This is a genomic window from Hyphomonas neptunium ATCC 15444 (assembly GCF_000013025.1).
Lineage (GTDB): Bacteria > Pseudomonadota > Alphaproteobacteria > Caulobacterales > Hyphomonadaceae > Hyphomonas > Hyphomonas neptunia.
In genome coordinates, this window is the sequence record NC_008358.1 from 3,067,302 (window position 1) to 3,088,912 (window position 21,611).

The following is a 21,611-nucleotide window of genomic DNA, read 5'->3' on the forward strand; positions in this document are numbered from 1 at the left end:
AAATAGGCAGCCTTACCTTTTCCCCGCGAATCATTGACCGTTCGTTAACAAAGTTAACAGCGAAGTTAACCTTTGGCGTCGCCCTCAAGCGCGCGATGGGCAATATCCATGGCGTTTGGGGATAGCCCGGCCGCGATCAGACGCTTCAGGCAGGCCTGCGCCTGCGCGCCGGCTTTGGGCTCCAGCAGGCGCCATTGCTCGAACGCGGTAATCAGGCGGGCGCCGAGCGCAGGGTTGGCCTTGTCAGCGGCAAGGATGGTTTCTTCCACGGCGGCATAGCCTGAGCCATCGGGCGCATGGAAGGCGGCGAGGTTCTGCATGGCGAAGGCGGCCACGACCGAGCGGACCCGGTTTGGATTACGCAGGTCGAAGTCCGGATGGGCGATCAGACGGCGGACATCGTCTGCCGTACCAAGAGCAGCCTGAACCGAGAACCATTTGTCCATGACCAGCGGGTTCTGTTTCCATTGCGCCTCGAAATCGGCGAGCGCCTCTTCCCGGCCGGGGCCGGTGGAGAGCGTCAGCGCGCGCAGAGCAGAAAGCTGTTCGGTCATGTTCGGAGCATTGCGATAAAGATCATGCAGCGTTTCGGCGGCGTCCCCGCGACCACCCAGCAGCAGGATGAAGGCTGAGCGCAGCGCCCGGATGGAGGCTTGCTCCGCCCCCGGATTGTAGGGCGCCGGCGAGGGCTCTGCCAGTGTCTCAGTGATCTCGGGCGAAAGCTCTGCGGCAATCGCCGCCTGTAACTTGCGCCGGGCCGCGGCGAGGGCAACCGGGTCAGCCGGCTCGCGCTCCAGGAACAGCTCGCCCACATCCGGCAGGCGGGTCAGGAGCGCGGCGAACGCCGGGTCGTTCATGGCGCCGCGCACGGCCTGACCAATCGCGCCGACAAGAGCGAGATCCGGCGCTTTCTGCGACCCATCCGCGAGCGTAAGGATCTCTTCCTTGATGAGGGTCTGCAAGCCATCCCAGGTATTGAATGGATCTGTCTCGGCACGGACGAGCGCGAGGCGTTCATCCCGGTTGAGCGCGCGCGTCAGACGCACGGGCGCCGAGAAATCGCGGTTGAGCGAGACAAGCGGGCGGCCGCTGCCGGCGGGCAGATGGAAAACCATTTCCGCCGTCTCGGTGTCGAGCACATAGAGGAAAGGTTCAGCAGCGCGGTCCGTGGCAGCGACATGCCCGCCTTTCCCGTCAAGCAGCGCGGAAAGAAGCGGCACCGGCACGGGCTTTTTCACCGGCTGGCCATTTGTGGGGCGGGTAAACTGCGACAGCTTGACGGTCAGGGTCGTATTGGCCTCGTCCCAGTTTTCCTCAACTGTGATCTCAGGCGTGCCGGCCTGCGCATACCACCGGCGGAACTGCGAAAAGTCCTGCCCCGTGGCGGCTTCGAAACAGGCGTAGAAGTCTTCAATCGTGACGGCCTGGCCGTCATGGCGATTGAAATAGAGGTCCATGCCCTTCCGGAAATCCTGCGATCCGATCTGCCGGCGGAGCATGCCGATCAGCTCTGAGCCCTTCTCATAGACAGTCGCGGTGTAGAGATTGTCGATGGCGGCGTAATTGTCCGGGCGCACCGAATGGGCGAGCGGGCCGGCGTCTTCGGCAAACTGGCGCGCGCGCAGGCGGATCACGTCCTTGATGCGCTGTACCGGGCGCGAGCGCATGTCGGCGGAGAAGTTCTGATCCCGGAAGACCGTGAGGCCTTCCTTCAGGCAAAGCTGGAACCAGTCGCGGCAAGTGATGCGGTTGCCGGTCCAGTTGTGGAAGTATTCGTGGGCGACAATGGACTCGATGGCTTCAAAGTCGGCGTCCGTTGCCGTTGCTTCATCAGCCAGCACATAGGCGGAATTGAAGATATTGAGGCCCTTGTTCTCCATGGCGCCGAAATTGAAGTCGCGCACGGCCACGATGTTGAACACGCCGAGATCATATTCCCGGCCATAGGCTTCCTCGTCCCAGCGCATCGAGCGCTTGAGGCTGTCCATCGCCCACGCCGCCCGGCCCGCTTCGCCCTTGTCGACATAGATGCCCAGATCAACATGCGCGCCGCTGGCGGTGGTGAACGTATCGCGCAGCACATCATACTCCCCCGCGCAGAGGGCGAAGAGGTAGGCGGGCTTCTTGTGGGGGTCATCCCATTCAGCGAAATGCCAGCCATCTGGAAGGTCGCCCGCCTCGCCCGGTGTACCATTGGAAAGCAGGTAGGGGTTGGCCGCCTTCTCCGCTTCGATCCGCACACGGAAACTGCTCATCACGTCAGGGCGGTCGGGGTAAAAGGTGATGCGGCGGAAACCGATGGCTTCACACTGTGTGCAGAAGCGCCCGCCGGACATATAGAGGCCCGACAGGGCGGTGTTCTTCTCCGGCGAAATCTCGACCGTGGTTTCCAGCGTGAATGGGCCAGAAGGCGGCGCGGTCAGGGTGAGGCCATGCTCATCTACTGAATAATCCGCCTCCGCCAGCGGTGCGAGCGCGGCGCCTTCTGCTGCCAGCCGGATTGACTTCAGCGTCAGCGCTTCCCCATCCAGCCGCATCGGGCCATTGCCTGCCGGGGTCACCTTCAGGGTTGCGCGCACCTGCGTGGCAGCGGGGTTCAGCCGGAATTCCAGACGGACCTCATCAATCGAGAAGGGATAGGGCGTGTAATCAGCAAGGCGGACGGCGACGGGAGTTTCAGTACGCATCAATCAGGGTCTCCGGCAGGGGTGACAGGCTTTAGGGGATACCGGACAGGGCCCGGCCCGTCGAGGGGCGTTGCCCATAGGGCAGCCCTCTGGCAAAGGGGGGCCGATGCCTGCGCGCCCTCCCTTTCTGATTATCCGCCGCGTTGCCGCCGCTGCCGCGCTCTGCGTTGCGGTGGCCATCGGCTATCTCTCTCTTGTACCGGTGGGCGAGGTCCCTGCCCCGCAGATCTCGGACAAGATCCGCCATCTGGCCGCCTATGCGGGCCTTGCTGCGCCGTTGACGCTCGCCCTGCATCCCCGGCGCTGGCTGGTGGCGGCGCTGGTCGCGGCGATCTATGGGGTCTGTCTTGAATTCGGTCAGGCCTATGGCGGCGCCGGGCGGGAGGGCTCGGCGCTCGATGCGCTAGCCAACCTCGCCGGCGCCCTGCTCGGCGCAGCGATGATCCGCTTCAGCGCCGGCGTGCGGGGCTGATCAGCAGTTCCAGAAGCCACTCTCTCGCCAGCAATACTGGATCTCTTTCGGCTTAGACGAAACGTAGGCCGGTTTGGAGATCGCCCGTTGATAGTCGGCCCGGTCGGCGGCCTGCTTGGCGGCGTAGCGTTCGGCTTCGGCCTGACGGGCTGCTTCCTCCTGATTATAGATACCCTGCGCCCAGGGCCAGACAAGCCGGCATTCCGCGCTGTTGCTGCCAAAGCGGCTGCAGATGTCGCTGGCGTCTTCGATCAGGGGCAGCCGCTGATTGTCGCGCCAGTAATAGTCCAGCATCCGCCCGCCCGTGGCGCGCGCCGCATGGAAGAAGCCATGGTCACCCCGGACATTCTTACCGGCAGCCATATCGGCATTGGCCTCATTGATGGTGGTCTGCAGATAGGCGTGCTCCTTCGCGGCGGCGCGCTCGTCGGCCTCTGCCCAATATTTCAGAGTGGCCAGAAACCTGGCCTTCTTCTGCCCAGCGGCAACGCTGACTACGGCGAGTGGATTGGCGCCGGTTTCTGTCGAGGCCAGCAGACTGGTGAGGTCAAGGAACTTTGAGGTCAGGCTCACGGGCTCGCACACGGGAACATGGGTCCAGTTTGTCATGCCGCCCTCTGCGCCCTTTGCCGGATCGGAGAACAGGCGCACCGCCATCTCCATGGCATAGGTATGGTAGACCGGCTCACCGATGACGGTTTCGAGGATGTCCTGGTCGGGCCGGCCGAACCAGACGTCGGCGACGCGCTGCAGGCGCGGCGCCATCTGCGCGACATTCTCCGGCATCATCTGGTAACGCGCGCTGGAGACCACGTCATCAGTTGCCGCTCCGGCCACGGAGTAAGTGAGCTTTCCCTTTTCGGAATAAACGAAGAGCCAGCCTCTGGTCTCCGCCACAATCTCGGAGTCTTCCGCGCTGATGCGGGCCATGCCGACAAAGAGATTGCCGGTGGTCTGCGCCAATGGGCGGCCGCGATCATCGAGCGGCATGTAGATATTACGATCCGGGAGGCCCGTGCTTTCCGGCAGCATGCCAACCTTGACCATGGCCGCCCAATAGCTTTTGGGACCGCCCCACTCCGGTTTCCCTCGGCTCTGGCCGCAAATATACTGCTCGGTCATGCCATTGTTAACCCGCAGGAAGGTCAGCGGATCATCGATCCGGTCGATGGCGCCAGTGCGGGAATCGACGAAGACGGAGGCTTCGGTGCCAGCGGCGGTACGTATTGGAAAGCCGATCAGGCCGCTGTCAAACCCGTAATAGGCGGGGTCGCGCAATTCGGGCTGGGTTGTGTCGCGTTTGATGGGCACAAGGACATTGTCGATGGTCGTGAGAATGGTGCCATCGGGTGCCATCAGATGGTGGGAGCGGGTGTCACCACTGCCGGGCGCTTCGAACTGGATGGTCATGGGCGTGGCCTGCAGCCCGCCAAAGTTGGTGGTGAAGGATGCCCAGCGGAACGGGATGTCGGAGAGAACCGGGTTCTTGCCGATGGTGGCGATGCGGAAATTGCCATCCACAATCTTCACAAGCGCAACCTTGTCCGAGAACGGATAGATGGCAAGGAATTGTGGCGGCATCAGCTCGGTCTTGCCGTCTGCCGTGTAGAGGCCGCGCAAGGTGTAACGGGCAAGGCGCGCCTTGTCCTTGTTTTCCTTGTCATTGCCGTCCCGCCAGTAGGTGTCCCTTTCGAACACCGACCAGTCAACGCCCTGGGACTTGAAGATCGCCTCAACCTTGCTCTTCGGCAGCCCCCGGAACTCCTTGATGCGCAGATGAACCGCGCCGTCGCCGGAACGGACCCATCTTGCCGGCTTCGTCAAACATTCCTTGTCGGAGAACTTGCCGGTGCAGTTCGGTTCGCCGAACGAGGACCAGCCGCTGACCCAGGCTTGCGCGGGCTGTGACAGGGCAAAAGCAAAGGCCAGCGCGGCCAGGCAGGCGCGGATCATAGCGAACTCCAATACCATTCTTGGCCAGCATAGGGTCTGACGCCCGGCCGTACATCCCCCTTTCAGGGGGGCAAGGCGGCTACTCGGCTGCGGCGGCTTCTTCTTCCAGCCGGTAGACACTGCGCAGGATTTTCCCGCAGCGCTCTGCAACCGGGCGCAGTTCATCGGGCATCGTCTTGGGGTTGGCGGAGGCGAATTCGGCAATCTTGCGGGCCATGCGGAAGAGGTCCGGCGTATGCGCAATCATACGGGCCTGATGCTCGACACGGGCCGGGTCGCGGTCATATTCGGTGGCCGGCACACGCCAGCCGCTGTTTGCGCCGTCATCGGTGGCAACAGCCGGATAGGTGCCTTGGGTGGCGCCCATAATGGCTTGCCCGTCCCCGGTGCGCCATTTCATCATGCGCCGGACAACCCGCCACTGCTCGATGAGCATCTCGTCGTCGTCATCTTCCTCGCAGCGCTCCATGCGGTGCATGGCCTGCTCCGATGCGAGCTCATTGGCCTGGAACAACCGCCCGAGACCGCAATCATAGGCAATACGCAAGGGTTCATCGACGCCCTTGACCCAATGGGGCACGACCCGCTCGATCAGCACCCATGTGCCGACCGGCTTCACATACACCCGCTGTGACTTGTGAAATATTGCCTTGGCCATGTTGGACGACCCCACTCGTTCAACCTTCAAGAATGCCAGAGGAATATGTCCCGCAAGTAAGCGCAATCGATCAAATTTCCCCAAAGTCACTGGCGAATTTGTTTCCCTTGGGTCACGGCTTTCCGTGCGCGTAAAGCGCGCTATGCTCTCTCATCAGCGATAAACAAGACACGCCCGACCGGGCGACTGGGAGCCTGACGCGCCATGAATTTCGATTTTTCCGAAGACCAAAAATTTCTCGCCAATGAGGCCCGGAAGTTCCTCTCGCAGGCCTGCACGACTGCCGAAGTCCGCAAGGTTTTGAACGATGAAAAGACCGCCTACCACAAGGAATTGTGGGGCAAGGTCGTCGAGATGGGCTGGCTGGGCGCCGCCATCCCTGAGGAGCATGGCGGCCTTGGCCTGGGCATGCTCGAAATGTGCGTGCTGGCCGAAGAAATGGGCCGCGCGATTGCGCCTGTGCCTTTCTCTTCCACCGCCTACTACCTGACCGAAGCGGTGAAACTCGCCGGCAATGACGGCCAGAAGTCTGCCATCCTGCCAAAAATCGCGGCGGGTGAAGTGATCGGCGCCTATGCCGCGAGCGAAGGCCCTGGCCATCCGAGCGCGTCCAACCTGACAACCACCTTTGACGGCAAGACCCTTTCGGGCACCAAGATCCCGGTTGCCGATGGCGATATCGCCACGCACGCGATTGTTCTGGCCAAGGAAGGGTCCGGCGCCTCGCTCGTCCTCGTTGACCTCTCCGGCGCGGGCGTCACCCGCAAAGTTGTCCAGACGCTCGACCCCACACGCAGCCATGCCGAGATCACCTTCTCCGGCACGCCCGCCGAACGCCTCGGCGGCAAGGGCGAAGGCGAAATGCTCAATGATGAGCTGCTCAACCGGGTCGCCGTCCTGTTCGCCTTCGAACAGCTGGGCGGCGCGTCGGTCTGCCTGGAAATGGCGAACGAGTTTGCTAAGCAGCGCTACGCCTTTGGCCGCCCGATCGGTGGCAACCAGGCGATCAAGCACAAGCTGGCCGACATGTATGTGAAGAACGAAGTCGCCCGCTCCAACTGCTACTATGGCGCCTGGGCGCTTTCGACCGGCGCTGCCGAGCTACCGGAAGCCGCCGCTGCGGCCCGCGTTGCCGCGTCAGAAGCCTACTGGTTTGCGTCGAAGGAAAACATCCAGACGCATGGCGGCATGGGCTTCACCTGGGAAGTCGACTGCCACCTCTTCTATCGCCGCTCCAAGCTGCTGAACGTGCAGGCTGGTTCGCCGAAGGTCTGGAAGGAAAAGCTGGTGCGTGCACTTGAGGCCAAGAATGCGGCCTGAGGCATCTGCCTCTTGCGGAGTTACCGGGCGGCAGGAGATGTCCCGCCGCCCGGATACCGGATTATTCCGTCGCAGCAGCCGGTTCGACCGGCATGGCAACGGGCGCAGCCGACTTCCAGGTCAGCGTATCGGCGGGCGTATTGCCGGCGCCGGTGAAGACTTTCAGTGTGGCGCTCTCATAAGAGATGTCGAAGTTCTCGACCACTTCACTGCCCTCGGCCGTATAGGTCGAGTAGTTGTTGAGGGTCGCGTTGGTCAGGCTCCACACCTGACGCTCGGGCGAACCGTCGCGGGTCATCGTGATCTCGACGGTGGGAACCTGCGTGCCTTCGATGACATGCTTGAGCACCTTCACGGACGAGGAGTCAAAGCTGCGCGTGACGTACAGCGAGCCGGTGTAGAGTTCCGAACGCTTCGGTTCGACCGGCGCATAGGTGACCGGATCATACACGGCCTGCTGCGAGACGCTGAAAGTCAGGCTGGACGCCGGAATTTTGGAGCCGCTGACGTCGATCTCGATACCGGCATGGGCCAGGCCTGCGATGAGAAGAGAAGCGGCCGTGGCTCCGATAAACCGGCGAGATTTCGTAATGACATGCGACATGATGTTGTGTCCCTTTGCTTGGCGCACCCGGCGGAATCGCCCCGGCGCCTGACTGTCATAGGACGCTCCGATTCAGGATGGAATAAGGCAGCACGCTGGCAGCATCCGCACACGGCAAAAAAATCCGGGGAGAAATCCTCGCCCCCAAGACCCTACAGACCAATATAATTAGAACAGAAACACTGAAGAAAACGAACGGAGTGCCCCATGGACTTCAATGATACCCCCGAAGAAGCCGCCTTCCGCAAGGAGGCTAACGCCTTCCTCTCCAAGCATCTCGAGCTGAAGGCAGGCGCCAAACCCCGCCAGGCCAACGAGTCTGCCCTTGCCCGCGCGAAAGCCTGGCAAAAGACCAAAGCCGAAAACAAGTTCGCCCAGATCACCTGGCCGAAGGAATGGGGCGGCCGCGGCGGCACCTCGATGGAAGCTGTTATCTGGGGCCAGGAAGAAGCCAAGTATGACGCGCCAACCGGCCCGTTCGCCATTGGCCTGGGCATGTGTATCCCCACCGTGATCGCCTTCGGTTCTGAAGAGCACAAGAAGAAGTATGTCCAGAAAGCGCTGTTCGGCGAAGAAGTCTGGTGCCAGCTCTTCTCCGAACCGTCTGCCGGTTCTGACGTTGCCGGCCTCAAGACCCGCGCCGTGAAAGATGGCGATGAGTGGGTGATCAACGGCCAGAAGGTCTGGACGTCGGGCGCGCACTATTCCGACTACGGCATTCTGCTGGTCCGCACCGATCCCAAAGTGCCAAAGCACAAGGGCCTCACCATGTTCATCGTGAACATGAAACAGCCCGGCGTTGAAGTTCGCCCGATCCACCAGGCTTCCGGTGGCCGCGAATTCAACGAAGTCTATTTCACGGATGTCCGCATTCCTGACAGCGACCGCCTGGGCGAAGTCGGCGCAGGCTGGAAAGTGGCCCTCGTGACCCTGATGAACGAGCGTCTCGCCGTTGGCGGCTCGCCCGGTCCCGACTGGGGTGAGATCATGGCCTATGCCAAGACCGCCGGTTCGATGGATGATCAGGCCTTCCGCGAAAAGCTGGCTGACTGGTATGTGGCCGCGCAAGGCTACAAGCTAACGAAATTCCGTACCCAGACTGCCCTTTCTCGCGGTCAGACGCCGGGTCCGGAAAACTCGATCGGCAAGATCATCACGGCCAACCACCTGCAGGACATCTGTAACTCGGCCATCGAGATGCAGGACCATTACGGTATCATGACCGATACCGACAAAATGCCGGCCGATGCCATCTTCCAGCAGAGCTTCATGTGGGCGCCGGGTCTGCGCATTGCGGGCGGCACAGACGAGATCCTGAAGAACATCATCGCCGAGCGCGTTCTTGGCCTGCCCCAGGATGTCCGCGTCGACAAGGATCGCGCCTTCGACGAGATGAAGTCGGGCTGATCGACCTTACATTTTTCAGACGCTGAAGCGCCGGTCCCGTTATTGCGGGGCCGGCGTTTCTGATTCTGGCTCAGGCTCTGGCAGCGCTGTTGCCGCAATGAAGGCGGCCGCTTCCCCGGCGCACGCCTGACCAGCTTCGACCAGCGCTTGCGCGCGGGCAGCATCGGTGTTGCCCGAAGCTGTGGCGGAAGTTGAGATCGAGGTCTGGCGCTGAATGCTCCGTTCGCGGCCTTTAAGGATTGCTCCCTCAAGCCGGCAGCGCGCTGTGTTCCCTTTCAGGGTAAGGTCTGAGATGCGCCACGAGAATTCATACTCGGTCACCGCGCCCGCCTGGGCCGGCAGGGCTACATTGCCCCCTTCCCCATTGAGCAGGTCGAGGACGGCTTCCTGCATAAGGCTGGTCGAGCGGTCTGACCACTGAATGGAGCGAACGTAGCGAATAGCGCCGGTCTCATCTTCTGCAGACATGAACCGGCCGGCGAGCAGACGCGAGGCCTCCGGCTCGCGCACCGTCACGGAAGCGGAGAGCTGATGGGCAGGCTCGAGCGGGCCAATGCGGTAGAGCGCATTGGCCGGATCACGCTGGGGGATGATACCCGCGCAAGCGCTGAGCGCCAGGGCGGCGGCCAAAACAAGAGGTTGGATCAGGGGACGGAACATCAGCGGTTATCCTCATAGGGTACAGCTTCGCCAACCAGCAGCGATTGTGGGTTGCTTTCCAGTTCTCTCAGGAACCGGTCAAAACGGTTGAGCATGATGCGCAGCTCCTTGCTCGCAAGGCCCGCATTCTGGAAGGTTTCGGTGGCGGGGCCTTCGATGATGGCGGTGGCCGCCGCAACGGCCTCGGCGCTGCGGTCCAGCGTGCCGCTGGCTGATTGGGCTACGGAGCGAATATCGGCCACCACGATTTTCAGATCAGCAGCCGCGTCAGCAAGGCTGGCATCCGCAGAGTTGCCGAATTCCTGGAACTCGACAGACGCCTGCTCGAAGGCGGCGGCGGCGCGCGATACCTCATCCAGTGTTGTAGAGGCCTGGTCGAGCAGCCCGTCATCGGCAGCGAGTTTAGCGGTTGCGATTTCAAGATTCTTCAACGTGGCGCTGACCGAGGCGATATTCTCATCGGTGAGGATCTTGTTCACATTGTCGAAGGTGAGATTGGCGCGGCCGAGCGCCTGAGCGCCGCCGGCAACGATCTGGTCCACAAGAGTGCGTTCCGACGGGATCACGGGAACCGGCTCGCCGGGACGCGCCTCCAGCGGACGGCCGGTGCCAGCGCTGATCTGGATGAAGGTTGTGCCGGTGATGCCAGCCAGCTGGATGGACGCGCTGGAGTCTTCGCGGATCGGCGTTTCGCGGGAGACGCGGATGCGAGCGCGGACCTTTGAAGGGTCTGCCCGGTCGATCCGAACCGTGGCGACTTCACCAACCTTGATGCCGATATAGCGCACCGCCCCGCCCTCTTCGAGCGAGACGGGCCCTTCGAACACGATGTCATAATCCTTGTAGTCCCGGTTGAACTCGGACTGGCCGAGCCACAGGACGAACCCTGCCACCAGTGCGGCAGCGAGGATCACAAGACCGCCTATCAATGCGTAGTTTGCCCTGGTTTCCATGGTCCCCAGTCCTCCTAATAACCTGCCGACGCCGCGCGCCCGCGCGGACCGCCAAAATATTCCTGAATCCAGGGATGATCGAACTCCCTGAGCTCATCCATCGTTCCGACGGCGAGCACGCGCTTCTCGCCGATGACCGCGATGCGGTCACAAACAGCGTGCAAGGTGTCGAGGTCGTGGGTGACGAGAAACACCGTCAGGCCAAGGGCCTGCTGAAGATCGCGGATCAGCTTGTCGAAGGCCGCAGCTGTGATCGGGTCGAGGCCTGCGGTCGGCTCGTCCAGGAAGAGAAGTTCCGGGTCGAGCGCCAGAGCGCGGGCCAGCGCGGCACGCTTGCGCATACCGCCAGATAGGTCTGAGGGGTATTTGTCGCCCGCGCTGGGGTCGAGGCCGGCCATCTGGATTTTCATGTCGGCGAGAGCATAGCGCAGGGCCGGATTTAGATCGGTATGCTCGCGCATCGGCACCATGACGTTTTCGCGCACAGTGAGGTTGGAGAACAGCGCACCATCCTGGAACATGATGCCCCAGCGGCGCTCGATCGCGGTGCGCTCTTCGCTGCTCAAGGTTTCCAGCTGCTCGCCAAAGACCTCGACGCTGCCGGATTCAGGCTGTTTGAGGCCAACAATGGCCCGCAAAGTAACCGACTTGCCACCACCCGATGGGCCAATAATGCCAATGACTTCGCCGCGCGGAATATCGAGGCTGAACCCGTCGAGGATGACATTACGGCCATAGGCGACTTTCATGTCGCGGATGCGGATGATGGGCGCCTCGCTCACAGGCCCAACTCCATATAGAAGATCGCGAAGATGGCATCGATGACGATGATGGCGAAGATCGCCTGCACCACGGATGTGGTGGTTGCCTTGCCAAGTGACTGGACACTGCCACCGACCTGAAGCCCCTGGCGGCAGGCAATCAGCGCCACAACCAGCCCGAAAACGGGGGATTTGGACATGCCGATCCAGAACTGGTCGATGGGAACGGAATTGCGCATCCGCTCCACGAAGACAGCCGGGTTGATGTCGAGGGCTGCCCAGGCAACGGTGGCGCCGCCGGCAACGCCGGCGAGGGTGGCAACGAAGGTAAGGATCGGCGTCATCACCAGCATGGCGAGAACCCGTGGGGCGACCAGAACGTCCATCGGCTTGAGGCCGAGGGTCTGCATGGCATCGACCTCCTGGCGCATCTTCATGGTCCCGATCTGGGCGGTGAAGGAGGAGTTTGTACGGCCGGCCAGGACAATGCCCGTGAGCACGACGCCAAACTCGCGCAGCATGGAAAAGCCAATGAGTTCAATCGTGTAGATCTCAAGGTCGAAGTCTTTCAGCGTCGTTGCACCAATGAAGGCGACGACCATGCCGACGAAGAAGGAGAGGAAAGCGATGATCGGCATCGCATTGAGCCCGGCTTCTTCCATGACCGCCACGATGGAGGTCCAGCGCAGCTTCCAGGGCTGCACCAGAAGGCGGACAATGGTGACCAGCGTCTCCCCCAGGAAGGCGAGGCTGGCGGTGGTTTCTTTATAGAAATCAACGCTTCCCTTGCCGGTCCGCTCGAGCATGGCGAGGAGGCCCGCATCGGCTTTTGCGGGTGGCGGGACGGGCTCAGCATGGGCGTGGACCTGTTCCAGAAGGCTGGCGGCGGAGGCGTGGTCGCCCACAATCCGGGGCGGCCAGGCGGCGCCATTTTCGCGCCAGGTGCGGTCGATCAGATACGCGCCCGAGGTATCAAGGCGGCCAAGTCCGGACACATCAAGACAAATCGGGACAGATTGAGACACCGCGCGCAATTGGGCATCGAGCTGGTTAATGGTCGCCACCGTCCAGTCTCCGCCAAGGCGGAGGACGTTTCCCTCGTCGCTGTCTTCAAGCGCGAAGCTGGGGGCGGTAAGGTTCAGCATTCTTTAGGGTCCTGACTGACCTGACTACCAAAACATGCTTAAGGACGGTGTGTGCCAATCCAATACAATTCACTTTGCAGGATTAACCCATGGGTCATCTCCGGCTTGAAACTGATCACATTTCCTCGCCGTTGAGGGCAGCCTTTGCAATTTCGCGGGGATCGAAGACCAGCGCCGAGACGGTGCGGGTGCGCCTTTCAGAAGATGGAAACGCCGGACGGGGGGAAAGCGTTCCCTATGGACGGTATGGCGAAACGGTACAGAGCGTACTCGAAGAGATCGACGCTGTGCGCGTCCAGATCGAGGCGGGGATCACGCGCGAGGCGCTGCAAAGCCTGATGAAGCCGGGCGCAGCACGCTGCGCGGTGGATTGCGCGCTGTGGGATCTGGAGGCGAAGAAGACGGGAAAGCCGGTCTGGCAACTGGCGGGGTTGCCTGAGCCTGCGCCAGTGGAGACGGCCCTCACGATCAGCCTGGATACGCCGGACGCCATGGCGGCCGCAGCGACCGCAGCGCCGGGACGGCTGTTGAAGCTGAAGCTCGGCGGGGCGGAGGATCTGGCGCGGATCAAGGCGGTGCATGAAGCCCGGCCTGAGGCGCGCCTGATTGCCGACGCCAATGAAGGGTTGAGCGAAGCCGACCTGCCAGGGCTGGTGAAAGCCGCCGCAAGGCTCGGCGTGGTGCTGATTGAGCAACCCTTCCCTGCCGGGAAAGACGCGGCGCTGATGCGGCGGCCGGGCGCGGTGGCGATCTGCGCCGACGAAAGCGCGCATACCAGCGCCGATATCCAGACACTGGCGAGGAATTATGACGCGGTGAACGTGAAGCTCGACAAGGCAGGCGGGCTGACCGAAGCGCTGGCGATGGTGCGCGCGGCGCGGACTGCCGGGATGGGCGTGATGGTCGGCTGTATGGTGGCGGGGTCGCTCTCGATGGCGCCGGCCGTGCTGCTGGCGCAGCTGGCGGACGCGGCAGATCTCGACGGACCGCTCTGGCTGGCGAGCGATATTGAGGGTGGGCTGGTGTATGCGGAGGGGCGGGTGTCGCCGCCGGGGGCCGGGCTTTGGGGGTGGGGTGGCTCCCGGTAGGGCGCAAGGGCGGTGAGAAGGTCCCGGATCGCGGCTTTGCCGCGTCCGGGATGACCCGGGTGGGTGTAGGTGGTTTTTTTGGGCAGCAGGTTTGGCCGGACGCAGCGAAGGCTGACCGGTGTGCGGGGCTGAATTCGGGATCAGTTTAACGCTAGGAGGTGTCGGCGTGCGGGGTGAACGTGCAGACCCCCTTCGTCAGGGCGCTTTGCGCCCTGCCACTTCCCCCGCCTGTGCAGGGGAAGAAAAGAGGCTGTGCTTCGGGCAGAAGGTCCACCGGGAGCGAGGTCGACCAGCAGGGATCGTCCCAGGCTTTGCGCGTTGCCACGAGTGGTCTGTAGGCAGAGGGGCTGGGGTCTCGGTCGCCGAGGAAGGCGATGGTGACAAAGCCCCACCCGTTCACGTCCACAAGGGCTTCGCGGCAGCCGAGCTTGGCGATGTATTTCGACGCGCGGATGAGTTGCCAGAACAGCACCGGCCAGAAGAAGGGATGCACCAGATCAAAGAACCCGGCGAAGTCTGGATGTCTGCGGAGGCGCGTGAAGCTCGGCATGGGGACGAGTATATGTCCGCCGGCGGAGGGGGTGGGGAAGGTTTGCGGAAGTTTTTTGCAAGGGGTTGATTGGGATGGGGATTTTTGCGGCGGCGGGGGTTGGGTTTGTTGGATAGGGCGGAAGGCCCTCACCTCCCACACTCTTCGAGTGCGGGCCCCTCCTCTCCCGCAAGCGGGAGAGGGGTAAGTGGCGTTGCGCTTGGGGCGGGGCGTGGGAGGTGAGGGCTTAGCCCACCGCCTCTTTTACGGCGCTTTCATAGGCGTCCAGCGCAGCGAGCCATTCGGTTTCGGCTTTGGCGGCTTCGGCTTCGAGTTTGCCGCGTTCGACGGAAAGCTCGGTGATCTTTTGCGGGGAGAGGCCGGATTTGGAGAGTTCGAGGTCAATCGTCTTGATACGGCCGTTTGCTTTCTCGAAGGCTTTTTCGGCGGCGTCGGCCTTCTTTTTCAGCGGGGCGGCGGATTCGCGGGCCTGGGAGGCGCGGCGGCGTTGTTCGGCTTTGTCGACGGGGTCTTCCACCACAACGGCAGCGGGGGCGGCGGGCTTGGCGGCGCCGCCTTTGTCGCGGTCTGAGCTCATGACGAGGGCGCGGTAGTCGGAGAGGTCGCCGGCATAGGGCGCGACCTTGCCGTCCTTGACGAGCCAGAGCTGGTCGGCGGTGGCCTCGGCGAGATAGACATCGTGCGTGATCAGAAGGACCGCGCCGGCAAAGTCGTTCAGCGCGTAGATCAGCGCTTCGCGGCTGTCGATATCCAGGTGAGACGTCGGCTCGTCGAGGATGAGGACTTGCGGGCGGGCGAGCCCGATGAGGCCCAGAATAAGACGGACTTTTTCGCCGCCCGAGAGCTTCTCGACCTTGGTTTCTACCTTCTCATGGGAAAAGCCGAGTTGCGCGGCGACCGAACGCTGTTTGGCGACGGGCGTGTTGGCGGGCAGCGCGCGCATGACGTGTTCGAGGACCGTGTCGCCGATGCTGAGTTCATCGAGTTGGTCCTGCGAGAAATAGCCGATCTCGACTTTCTTCGGCATCCGGCGCTTGCCGCCAAGCAGCGGCAGGCGCTCGGCAATCGATTTGACGAGCGTGGTCTTGCCCTGCCCGTTTGTGCCGATGATGGCGATGCGGTCGTCCGGATCGATGCGGAGTTTCACGCCCTTGAGAATGACCGCCTGCGGACCATAGCCCATCGAGGCGTCTTCAATTTCCAGAAGTGGCGGGGCGAGCATGTTTTCGGGCGCGGGGAAATTGAAGGGCGCGGCGCGCTCCTCTAAAGGAATCGAGATTTCCTGCATCTTCTCCAGCATCTTGATGCGCGACTGCGCCTGGCGGGCTTTGGAGGCCTTGGCGCGGAAGCGGTCGACGAAGGATTGGAGGTGGGCGCGATCCTTGTCCTGTTTGGTTTTCTGGCTTTCGAGCTGGGCGAGCTTGGCCGCGCGCAGTTTCAGCCAGTCATCATAGCCGCCGGGCGTGATCATCAGCTTACGGTGTTCCAGCGCCATCGTATGGGTGACCGAGCGGTTGAGCATTTCGCGGTCGTGGCTGACGATGAGGACGGTGTTGGGATAACGGCGGAGATACCCCTCGAGCCAGGCGGCGCCTTCAAGGTCAAGATAGTTGGTTGGCTCGTCGAGCAGCAGCAGGTCTGGCTGCGCGAAAAGCGCGCCCGCGATGGCGGCGCGCATGCGCCAGCCGCCGGAGAATTCGCGCGTGGCGCGGGCGAGGTCTGCAGTCTGGAAACCGAGGCCCATGAGGATTTCGGCGGCGCGGGGCTCGGCGGTCCAGGCGTCGATATCCAAGAGGCGCGCGTGGATGTCGCCGATCCGGTCGGGGTCGGTCGCGGTTTCGGATTCCAGCATCAGGGCGTGGCGCTCGGCGTCTGCCTCCAGCACGACGTCGAGGATGGTCTGGTCGGTGGGGGCGACTTCCTGAGCGACCCAGCCGAGGCGGGCGCCATTCTGCAGGCGGATGGGGCTGTCCTTGCCCGGCGAGGCGATTTCCTCGCGGATGAGGCGCAGGAGCGTGGACTTGCCCGTGCCGTTGCGTCCGATGAGGCCGACTTTCCAGCCGGCCGCCACGCGCGCAGAGGCAGCATCAAACAGCGGGCGGGCTTCGACCCGGTAATCGAGGTTCTTGATTTCCAACATGGCGGGGCTTTAACCCGCCCGGCGGCAAAAAACAGCCCGCTTTGCGCAAATGACCGCTCATAATGACGCAGGCTGCACGCTGGCCCTTTTCTCGTCATGTTGCAGTGCACAAATCTTTCGCATGACCCAGCGAGGCTTTTCCACACGGCTGAAGGCCGGAGACGCGGTGTTCCTGCGCCCTATCGGGCCGCAGGACCGGGCGCGTGAAGTGGACATTATCTCTAAGTTTTCAGAGCATTCGCGGTATTTACGCTTCTTTTCCGGGGCGCCGACCCTGCCCGATGCCGTAATTGACCAGCTCGTCGCCGTGGACGGGTATAATCACATTGCCTGGGGCGCGCTGGACCTGAATGTGGCCGGGGCGCCGCTGATGGGCGTGGTGCGCGCCGTGCGCCGGGGCCAGAGCGACGAGGCCGATCTGGCGATGGGCGTGCTGGACGAACATCATGGCAAGGGGCTGGCGCGGCTGCTCATGGCGGCGGTGGTACACGATGCGATTGCGGCCGGGATTACGCGGTTTACCGCCGAAATGCTGGCCGAGAATGCGCCGGCTCGGAAGCTGTTCCAGGCCAATGGTGGCAAGGCCGCCGGGCGCGACGGGAATGTGATTTCCTTTCGGTTTGACGCGCGTGAGGTGGCCACGCGCCTCAGCGAGCTGGGCGCGGGCGAGGCGATGGACGATCTGCGCGAGGCGCTCGCCGTCCATCCCCTGCCCCGCCGCAGGACGGCGGTGGCTTAAGCCGCGCCGTCGAGGATGTCCTTGAAGCCGCTGGGCGCGTGCTTGCCGAGGAAGAGCTGCTCGTAAGCGCCGACGCCGACGGAGACCTTGCCATCCGGGCCCTTATGCGTGGCGCGGACGATTTCCTGGATGTGGAGGTTTTCGATCTCGTTCCAGGGGGATTTGGCGATCTCGTAATCTTCGCGCGCGGTCATCAGCTGGTCGCCATGGAACACGCCGTGGCGGTATTTGGCGTGGTTGTAGCCGATGCCCTTCATGAGGAAGGTGCCCATGGGTTCGTAATCGACCGTATGCGGATTTCCTGACGGGTCTTTGGCCGTGAGGGTGGCCGTGGCCATGCGGCGGGTGCCTTTGGCGTAGCGCACGTCCATATTGACGTCGCCCAGATGCAGGCCGGCGCCCTGGGGCGCGCCGTCCGGGCAGATGGAAGTGCGGGTGTTCCAGCTGTCGCCGTGTTCGTCATGGTTCACATGGTAGAACATCGCCATGTCGGCAAAGTTCGTGGGCACCCAGATCCAGTAGAATTGGGGCGGGACCGGCGGGTGCATGGGCTGTGGATCGGGCGCGCCGATGGGGCGCACGCCCCAGCTGCGGTCGCGCGTGCCGGTGAAGTCGTCTGGCTTGACGGCGATTTCCTTGCCGTCGATGCGCAGCTTGCCCGACCAGCTGCCGTTCTGCGTCATGCGGGTGAGGTCCATCATCATGCGCGGGCCGATGCGGCGGGTGAAGCGAGGCTCCTCGATCGGGAAGGCGCGGCCGGTGAATTCAACGTCTAGCGCGATGCCTTCGGTTTCTTCCAGCTTCAGGCGGACGCGCTTCAGCGGCTCGATCACCGTGACCGAGAGGCCGCCGACATAGGTGTCCATCCGCTCCATGTTCAGCGGGCGGGAGAAGAAGACCGAAGATTGTTTCCCGTCACGCAGCACCGAGACGGCGCCGTCGATGACGTTGAGATGGGGGTAGACGCCCATGGCGGCGGCGAAGAAGGTTTTGCCGTCGGCGCTGTAGCCGTTGAAGAAATAGCGGTCGTAGAAATTGCGGTCGGACCCTGAGAAAGCGACGGGCTCGGGTGTCTGGTGGATGGGGTATTCGTCTCCGGCAGTCAGCATGGGGTAGTCCTTCCTTAAGGTGACCTCTTGGCGGGTGGGTCTCAGAGGTTAGGTTTGCGCGAGGCGGCGCGCCGATCAAGCGGTGCCGCGACGGGAGGGCGCCATGTCAAAATTCACCGCCAGCGAGGCAAATGCGTTTCTGGCCAAGGCCTTTCCGGGACGCGGAGACCAGAACCAGGTGGTGGTGATGGAGCCTGGCCGGGCGGTGATCCGGCTGGAGGCAGACGAAACGCATCTGCGCCCTGGCGGCTATATCTCCGGGCCGACGCAGATGAGCCTCTGCGACACCGCCGCCTATATGGCGATCATGACGCTCACGGGTCTGGAGCCGATGACGGTGACCAGCAATCTGAACATCAACTTCCTGCGCCCCTGCATCGGCAAGGTGGTGATCGCCGAGGGGAAGATCATGAAGATGGGCCAGGCGCTGGCGATCATCGAAGTGGATGTGCGCATTGAGCACGCTGACAAGCCATCGAGCCACGCTATCGTGACCTATGCCCTGCCCCGGAAGGGCTGAGCTGTCACCATTACGAGGCCCCGTCATGATCCGGCTGATTCCGGCTGCTGCCCTGTTTGGCTTTCTGTCTGTCGCATTCGGCGCGTTTGGTGCGCATGCGCTGGAGGGCGCGCTGACTGGCGAAGGCACGCAATGGTGGCAGACGGCAACGCTGTACGGCCTCACCCATGCGGGCGCGGCTCTGGCGGCGGGGCTTTCGGGCAGAGGCGGCAAGATCGCGGCCGGCGGCTGGCTGATGCTGGGTGGCGCGGTGATCTTTGCAGGCACGCTTTACGCCATGGCGCTGGGCGCGCCGCGCTGGTTTGGCGCGATTACGCCGGTGGGCGGTATCGGCATGCTGGCAGGCTGGGTGATGATCGGGCTGGGCGGGCTCGCCTCAGCGGGCCGGGCTCAGGACGAAACGCCGTAAGAGCCGGTATACCGCTCGGCCAGATCGTCAGCGACGCGGCGGGCTTCATCAATGGAGTCGGAAAACGCGTTCAGTTCTGCCTTGATGGGTGAGACATCCATGTCCGCGCGGGCGGTTACGATGTCGAGCGCTTCCAGGAAGCTGCGATGGGCCATCTGCGCACGGACGAGCGCGCGCTCATAGGCAATGACATCATTCCGGTTGGAGGCGTCGGCAACGGATTTGTCGAGAACTTCACGCGCTTCGCGGGTGACCTCTTCCAGGCCGGAGCGCGCCGATTCGCTGTCTGCGGAAATCTTGGCGAGGACCAGAACAGGCGCGCGGGAGTCGGCACCGATGTCGGACGCGTAGGCGGGAATTTCAGGCTGGGAAGCGCTCCGCCCGCGGATCAGCAGGTCTGCAAAGCCGGCGAGGCCTTTATCGGCCTCCGCCCAGCCCTGCTCGGCCAGGTGATCGCAATAGGCATCAGACGTTTGGCGCAGCGCAGATTGGCTCTTGGTCAGAGCCGTTTCAACAGTCGTTTCGCCTTGAACGACCGAAACAGTTGCGCATCCCGCCAGAAGTCCTAGGGATACACAAACAAGAACGCTACGCATCAATTGCCACCCGTCAGCAGCCAACTTCCCCAAGTGTCATTAACACTATGGGTGTGGATAAGAGAAGTCCAGTCACGCTAGGCATTGTGGCTGACCATAAGTGAAGAGCGCATGAACAGACGCCAGTCCCGCCGTATATTGTATCACCGGCATGAACCTCATGCATCCGGACGCCTTCGTGTCTCGGATATACATGAAATCTACTGGGAAGAGTCCGGGAATCCGAAAGGTATCCCCGTGGTTGCGTTACATGGCGGCCCCGGCGGCGGGTCCAGCCCGGAAATGCGCCGGTTCTTTGACCCCGACCGTTACCGGATCTTCCTGTTTGACCAGCGCGGATGTGGCCGCTCGACGCCCCATTCGGAGCTTCGCGAGAACACGACCTGGGATCTGGTGGCGGATATTGAGGCACTGCGCAAACATGCCGGGGTTTCAAACTGGCTGGTTTTCGGCGGTTCCTGGGGCTCGACGCTGGCACTCGCCTATGCGGTGACCCATACGTCGAAGGTGCTCGGCCTCGTCCTGCGCGGGATATTCCTGGTCAGCAAGGCGGAGATCGACTGGTTCTACCAGTCCGGCGCCAGCCGCCTGTTTCCCGACGCCTTTGATCAGTATCTGGCTCCCATCCCGGAAGCAGAGCGCGGAGACCTGCTTCAGGCCTTCCACCGGCGCCTGACGGGCGACGATCCCAAAGCCCGCATCGAGGCGGCCCGCGCCTGGTCGCAATGGGAAGGCCATACCCTGTCGATCAAAGGGCCGATGACCACGCCGCCGCGGTTCAACGAGGATGATTTCGTCGACGCGTTCGCGCGAATCGAATGCCATTATTTCGTCAATGGCGGGTTTTTCGAGACGGATAACTGGCTGCTGACGCAGGCCAAAGCCAAGCTGGGCAAGGTGCCCGGTGTGATCGTCCACGGACGGTATGATGTGGTGACGCCGCTTTCGACCGCCTGGGAACTGACCAAAGCCTGGCCAGCGGCGCATCTGCATGTTGTGCCCGATGCCGGCCACTCCTCCATGGAGCCCGGCATCATCGACCGTCTTGTTCAGGCGACCGATGATTTTGCGGACAAGCTGGGCTCGCGCTTCAGGGTTTAGGAGCGCAGAGATTTGGGGGGCGGGAATTGGCCCGTTGCGCCCCCTGGGAAAAGCGCCTGATCTCTTCAAACTCAAACCACGGGGTGCTGGGTGGCTGACTTCGATGAAATCATATCGCGTGCCGAGCAGACGGCTGGCGGAATTCTGCCGAAAGAATATCTCGAGTGGCTGAGACTGCATCGCCCGTCTGATGACGACCATCGCCAAACTCCCTTTAGTATCGGGGAATTGGTCGAAACCCAACGCACCGTGCAAGACGTTATTCCTCCGGGCACTCTGGCTATTGGCAATGATGGCTACGGCAATCTTGTGCTTCTGCGCTTCGTTGACGGATCAATCGAGTGGTGGAGCCACGAACGCAACGAGGCCAACCACAAAACCAAATCAATCCGTCCCTCCTTCCCCGAGTATCTTGAATTGATCGCCCAAGGTGAAGTCTAGCCAGTGATCGATTTCGGCGAGTTTTGGTACATTCAAATACCAGGCAATTGAGGCGCGGGCCTCTTCATTGCGCTTTAGAAAGGACCGCTAGAATTGCCAAACTTCACATCTCATGGGTTTGTGTTGATCGTTGTTCCACCAACCGATCAGCTACCCCCAAAGTTTCGTGTGGCCTTTGATCCGGCACCTGACTTGTACGATCAGGCGTCGGAGGTGAGCAGTCCAGGATTACATGCTGTTTTCGGCGACCGAAGCTTGTTTCTAGGGTTTCATCCGAGTGTTGATCCCTCGGTAGCAG

Annotated in this window: 21 protein-coding genes; 9 read left to right on the forward strand and 12 right to left on the reverse strand. The window is 62.5% G+C overall.

From position 1 onward, the window contains the following. Positions 1-65 precede the first annotated feature (65 nt). Positions 66-2,687: an aminopeptidase N gene (gene pepN, locus HNE_RS14395; RefSeq protein ID WP_011647886.1), complete on the reverse strand. Its 2,622-nt coding sequence runs from the start codon at positions 2,685-2,687 to the stop codon at positions 66-68. A 106-nt stretch (positions 2,688-2,793) separates the two neighbouring features. Here pepN and HNE_RS14400 point away from each other — a divergent pair, with 106 nt between their 5' ends. Continuing rightward, positions 2,794-3,159 (forward strand): VanZ family protein, encoded by a 366-nt coding sequence (locus HNE_RS14400; protein ID WP_011647887.1) that lies wholly within the window; start codon positions 2,794-2,796, stop codon positions 3,157-3,159. Here HNE_RS14400 and HNE_RS14405 read toward each other — a convergent pair whose 3' ends face one another. Together HNE_RS14405 and HNE_RS14410 are read right to left on the reverse strand one after the other, a co-directional pair. Beyond that, the gene (locus tag HNE_RS14405; RefSeq protein ID WP_035592393.1) at positions 3,160-5,112 is read right to left on the reverse strand and encodes a hypothetical protein; all 1,953 of its coding nucleotides are present in this window, start codon (positions 5,110-5,112) and stop codon (positions 3,160-3,162) included. It lies immediately after the preceding gene. A gap of 79 nt (positions 5,113-5,191) precedes the next feature. After that, on the reverse strand, positions 5,192-5,770 hold the full coding sequence (locus tag HNE_RS14410) for a hypothetical protein (RefSeq protein WP_035592397.1): 579 nt from the start codon (positions 5,768-5,770) through the stop codon (positions 5,192-5,194). A gap of 204 nt (positions 5,771-5,974) precedes the next feature. On the opposite strand from HNE_RS14410, the gene HNE_RS14415 reads away from it, so the two are divergent. Further along, positions 5,975-7,090: an acyl-CoA dehydrogenase family protein gene (locus HNE_RS14415; protein WP_011647890.1), complete on the forward strand. Its 1,116-nt coding sequence runs from the start codon at positions 5,975-5,977 to the stop codon at positions 7,088-7,090. A gap of 61 nt (positions 7,091-7,151) precedes the next feature. Here HNE_RS14415 and HNE_RS14420 read toward each other — a convergent pair whose 3' ends face one another. Beyond that, complete coding sequence (locus HNE_RS14420; RefSeq protein WP_011647891.1) at positions 7,152-7,694, reverse strand: type VI secretion system tube protein Hcp; 543 nt, start codon at positions 7,692-7,694, stop codon at positions 7,152-7,154. A 207-nt stretch (positions 7,695-7,901) separates the two neighbouring features. On the opposite strand from HNE_RS14420, the gene HNE_RS14425 reads away from it, so the two are divergent. Further along, the gene (locus HNE_RS14425) at positions 7,902-9,101 is read left to right on the forward strand and encodes an acyl-CoA dehydrogenase family protein (protein ID WP_011647892.1); all 1,200 of its coding nucleotides are present in this window, start codon (positions 7,902-7,904) and stop codon (positions 9,099-9,101) included. Positions 9,102-9,140: 39 nt separating this feature from the next. On the opposite strand, the gene HNE_RS14430 is transcribed toward HNE_RS14425, so the two are convergent. Genes HNE_RS14430 through HNE_RS14445 form a run of 4 tightly spaced genes read right to left on the reverse strand, consistent with a single transcriptional unit; the run spans position 9,141 to position 12,620 of the window. Next, positions 9,141-9,761, reverse strand: a complete 621-nt coding sequence (locus tag HNE_RS14430; RefSeq protein ID WP_011647893.1) for an ABC-type transport auxiliary lipoprotein family protein — start codon at positions 9,759-9,761, stop codon at positions 9,141-9,143. After that, the gene (locus HNE_RS18145; protein ID WP_011647894.1) at positions 9,761-10,714 is read right to left on the reverse strand and encodes an MlaD family protein; all 954 of its coding nucleotides are present in this window, start codon (positions 10,712-10,714) and stop codon (positions 9,761-9,763) included. The genes HNE_RS14430 and HNE_RS18145 overlap by 1 nt, the downstream gene beginning before the upstream one ends. 14 nt (positions 10,715-10,728) lie before the next feature. Further along, complete coding sequence (locus tag HNE_RS14440; RefSeq protein ID WP_011647895.1) at positions 10,729-11,496, reverse strand: ABC transporter ATP-binding protein; 768 nt, start codon at positions 11,494-11,496, stop codon at positions 10,729-10,731. Then, positions 11,493-12,620 carry an ABC transporter permease gene (locus HNE_RS14445; protein WP_011647896.1) on the reverse strand — a complete coding sequence of 376 codons (1,128 nt, stop codon included), beginning with the start codon at positions 12,618-12,620 and terminating at the stop codon, positions 11,493-11,495. The genes HNE_RS14440 and HNE_RS14445 overlap by 4 nt, the downstream gene beginning before the upstream one ends. 89 nt (positions 12,621-12,709) lie before the next feature. On the opposite strand from HNE_RS14445, the gene dgcA reads away from it, so the two are divergent. Continuing rightward, complete coding sequence (dgcA, locus tag HNE_RS14450; RefSeq protein WP_011647897.1) at positions 12,710-13,708, forward strand: N-acetyl-D-Glu racemase DgcA; 999 nt, start codon at positions 12,710-12,712, stop codon at positions 13,706-13,708. 151 nt (positions 13,709-13,859) lie between these two features. Here the strand turns inward: dgcA and HNE_RS14455 are convergent, their stop codons facing one another. Together HNE_RS14455 and HNE_RS14460 are read right to left on the reverse strand one after the other, a co-directional pair. Continuing rightward, positions 13,860-14,258 carry a hypothetical protein gene (locus tag HNE_RS14455; RefSeq protein WP_035591533.1) on the reverse strand — a complete coding sequence of 133 codons (399 nt, stop codon included), beginning with the start codon at positions 14,256-14,258 and terminating at the stop codon, positions 13,860-13,862. Between the two features lie 226 nt (positions 14,259-14,484). Next, a complete protein-coding gene (locus HNE_RS14460) occupies positions 14,485-16,398 on the reverse strand; it encodes an ABC-F family ATP-binding cassette domain-containing protein (protein ID WP_011647899.1) in 1,914 nt (637 codons plus the stop codon). 121 nt (positions 16,399-16,519) lie between these two features. On the opposite strand from HNE_RS14460, the gene HNE_RS14465 reads away from it, so the two are divergent. Then, positions 16,520-17,137 carry a GNAT family N-acetyltransferase gene (locus HNE_RS14465; protein WP_011647900.1) on the forward strand — a complete coding sequence of 206 codons (618 nt, stop codon included), beginning with the start codon at positions 16,520-16,522 and terminating at the stop codon, positions 17,135-17,137. Here the strand turns inward: HNE_RS14465 and HNE_RS14470 are convergent. After that, positions 17,134-18,246 carry a hypothetical protein gene (locus HNE_RS14470; RefSeq protein ID WP_011647901.1) on the reverse strand — a complete coding sequence of 371 codons (1,113 nt, stop codon included), beginning with the start codon at positions 18,244-18,246 and terminating at the stop codon, positions 17,134-17,136. The two genes, HNE_RS14465 and HNE_RS14470, sit on opposite strands and share 4 nt — an antisense overlap. Before the next feature lie 103 nt (positions 18,247-18,349). Between HNE_RS14470 and HNE_RS14475 the strand changes: the two genes are divergently transcribed. Together HNE_RS14475 and HNE_RS14480 are read left to right on the forward strand one after the other, a co-directional pair. Next, a complete protein-coding gene (locus tag HNE_RS14475) occupies positions 18,350-18,766 on the forward strand; it encodes a PaaI family thioesterase (RefSeq protein ID WP_011647902.1) in 417 nt (138 codons plus the stop codon). A gap of 25 nt (positions 18,767-18,791) precedes the next feature. Next, entirely contained in the window at positions 18,792-19,175 is a 384-nt protein-coding gene (locus HNE_RS14480) for a DUF423 domain-containing protein (RefSeq protein ID WP_011647903.1), read from the forward strand. Here HNE_RS14480 and HNE_RS14485 read toward each other — a convergent pair. Beyond that, positions 19,157-19,771 (reverse strand): hypothetical protein, encoded by a 615-nt coding sequence (locus tag HNE_RS14485; RefSeq protein WP_011647904.1) that lies wholly within the window; start codon positions 19,769-19,771, stop codon positions 19,157-19,159. The two genes, HNE_RS14480 and HNE_RS14485, sit on opposite strands and share 19 nt — an antisense overlap. A 111-nt stretch (positions 19,772-19,882) precedes the next feature. Here HNE_RS14485 and pip point away from each other — a divergent pair, with 111 nt between their 5' ends. After that, the gene (gene pip, locus HNE_RS14490) at positions 19,883-20,872 is read left to right on the forward strand and encodes a prolyl aminopeptidase (RefSeq protein ID WP_035591530.1); all 990 of its coding nucleotides are present in this window, start codon (positions 19,883-19,885) and stop codon (positions 20,870-20,872) included. A gap of 90 nt (positions 20,873-20,962) precedes the next feature. Beyond that, entirely contained in the window at positions 20,963-21,313 is a 351-nt protein-coding gene (locus HNE_RS14495; protein WP_011647906.1) for an SMI1/KNR4 family protein, read from the forward strand. The last annotated feature ends 298 nt before the right edge of the window (positions 21,314-21,611 follow it).

What these genes read in the sequence shown, in the direction of transcription:
- HNE_RS14470 (WP_011647901.1), bottom strand. Translation starts at nt 18,246, where the DNA reads ATGCTGACTGCCGGAGACGAATACCCCATCCACCAGACACCCGAGCCC.
- HNE_RS14415 (WP_011647890.1), top strand. Translation starts at nt 5,975, where the DNA reads ATGAATTTCGATTTTTCCGAAGACCAAAAATTTCTCGCCAATGAGGCC.
- HNE_RS14405 (WP_035592393.1), bottom strand. Translation starts at nt 5,112, where the DNA reads ATGATCCGCGCCTGCCTGGCCGCGCTGGCCTTTGCTTTTGCCCTGTCA.
- HNE_RS14430 (WP_011647893.1), bottom strand. Translation starts at nt 9,761, where the DNA reads ATGTTCCGTCCCCTGATCCAACCTCTTGTTTTGGCCGCCGCCCTGGCG.
- HNE_RS14465 (WP_011647900.1), top strand. Translation starts at nt 16,520, where the DNA reads ATGACCCAGCGAGGCTTTTCCACACGGCTGAAGGCCGGAGACGCGGTG.
- HNE_RS14475 (WP_011647902.1), top strand. Translation starts at nt 18,350, where the DNA reads ATGTCAAAATTCACCGCCAGCGAGGCAAATGCGTTTCTGGCCAAGGCC.
- HNE_RS14425 (WP_011647892.1), top strand. Translation starts at nt 7,902, where the DNA reads ATGGACTTCAATGATACCCCCGAAGAAGCCGCCTTCCGCAAGGAGGCT.
- HNE_RS14485 (WP_011647904.1), bottom strand. Translation starts at nt 19,771, where the DNA reads ATGCGTAGCGTTCTTGTTTGTGTATCCCTAGGACTTCTGGCGGGATGC.
- HNE_RS14480 (WP_011647903.1), top strand. Translation starts at nt 18,792, where the DNA reads ATGATCCGGCTGATTCCGGCTGCTGCCCTGTTTGGCTTTCTGTCTGTC.
- HNE_RS14420 (WP_011647891.1), bottom strand. Translation starts at nt 7,694, where the DNA reads ATGTCGCATGTCATTACGAAATCTCGCCGGTTTATCGGAGCCACGGCC.
- HNE_RS18145 (WP_011647894.1), bottom strand. Translation starts at nt 10,714, where the DNA reads ATGGAAACCAGGGCAAACTACGCATTGATAGGCGGTCTTGTGATCCTC.
- pepN (WP_011647886.1), bottom strand. Translation starts at nt 2,687, where the DNA reads ATGCGTACTGAAACTCCCGTCGCCGTCCGCCTTGCTGATTACACGCCC.
- HNE_RS14400 (WP_011647887.1), top strand. Translation starts at nt 2,794, where the DNA reads ATGCCTGCGCGCCCTCCCTTTCTGATTATCCGCCGCGTTGCCGCCGCT.
- dgcA (WP_011647897.1), top strand. Translation starts at nt 12,710, where the DNA reads ATGGGTCATCTCCGGCTTGAAACTGATCACATTTCCTCGCCGTTGAGG.
- HNE_RS14455 (WP_035591533.1), bottom strand. Translation starts at nt 14,258, where the DNA reads ATGCCGAGCTTCACGCGCCTCCGCAGACATCCAGACTTCGCCGGGTTC.
- pip (WP_035591530.1), top strand. Translation starts at nt 19,883, where the DNA reads ATGAACAGACGCCAGTCCCGCCGTATATTGTATCACCGGCATGAACCT.
- HNE_RS14410 (WP_035592397.1), bottom strand. Translation starts at nt 5,770, where the DNA reads ATGGCCAAGGCAATATTTCACAAGTCACAGCGGGTGTATGTGAAGCCG.
- HNE_RS14460 (WP_011647899.1), bottom strand. Translation starts at nt 16,398, where the DNA reads ATGTTGGAAATCAAGAACCTCGATTACCGGGTCGAAGCCCGCCCGCTG.
- HNE_RS14445 (WP_011647896.1), bottom strand. Translation starts at nt 12,620, where the DNA reads ATGCTGAACCTTACCGCCCCCAGCTTCGCGCTTGAAGACAGCGACGAG.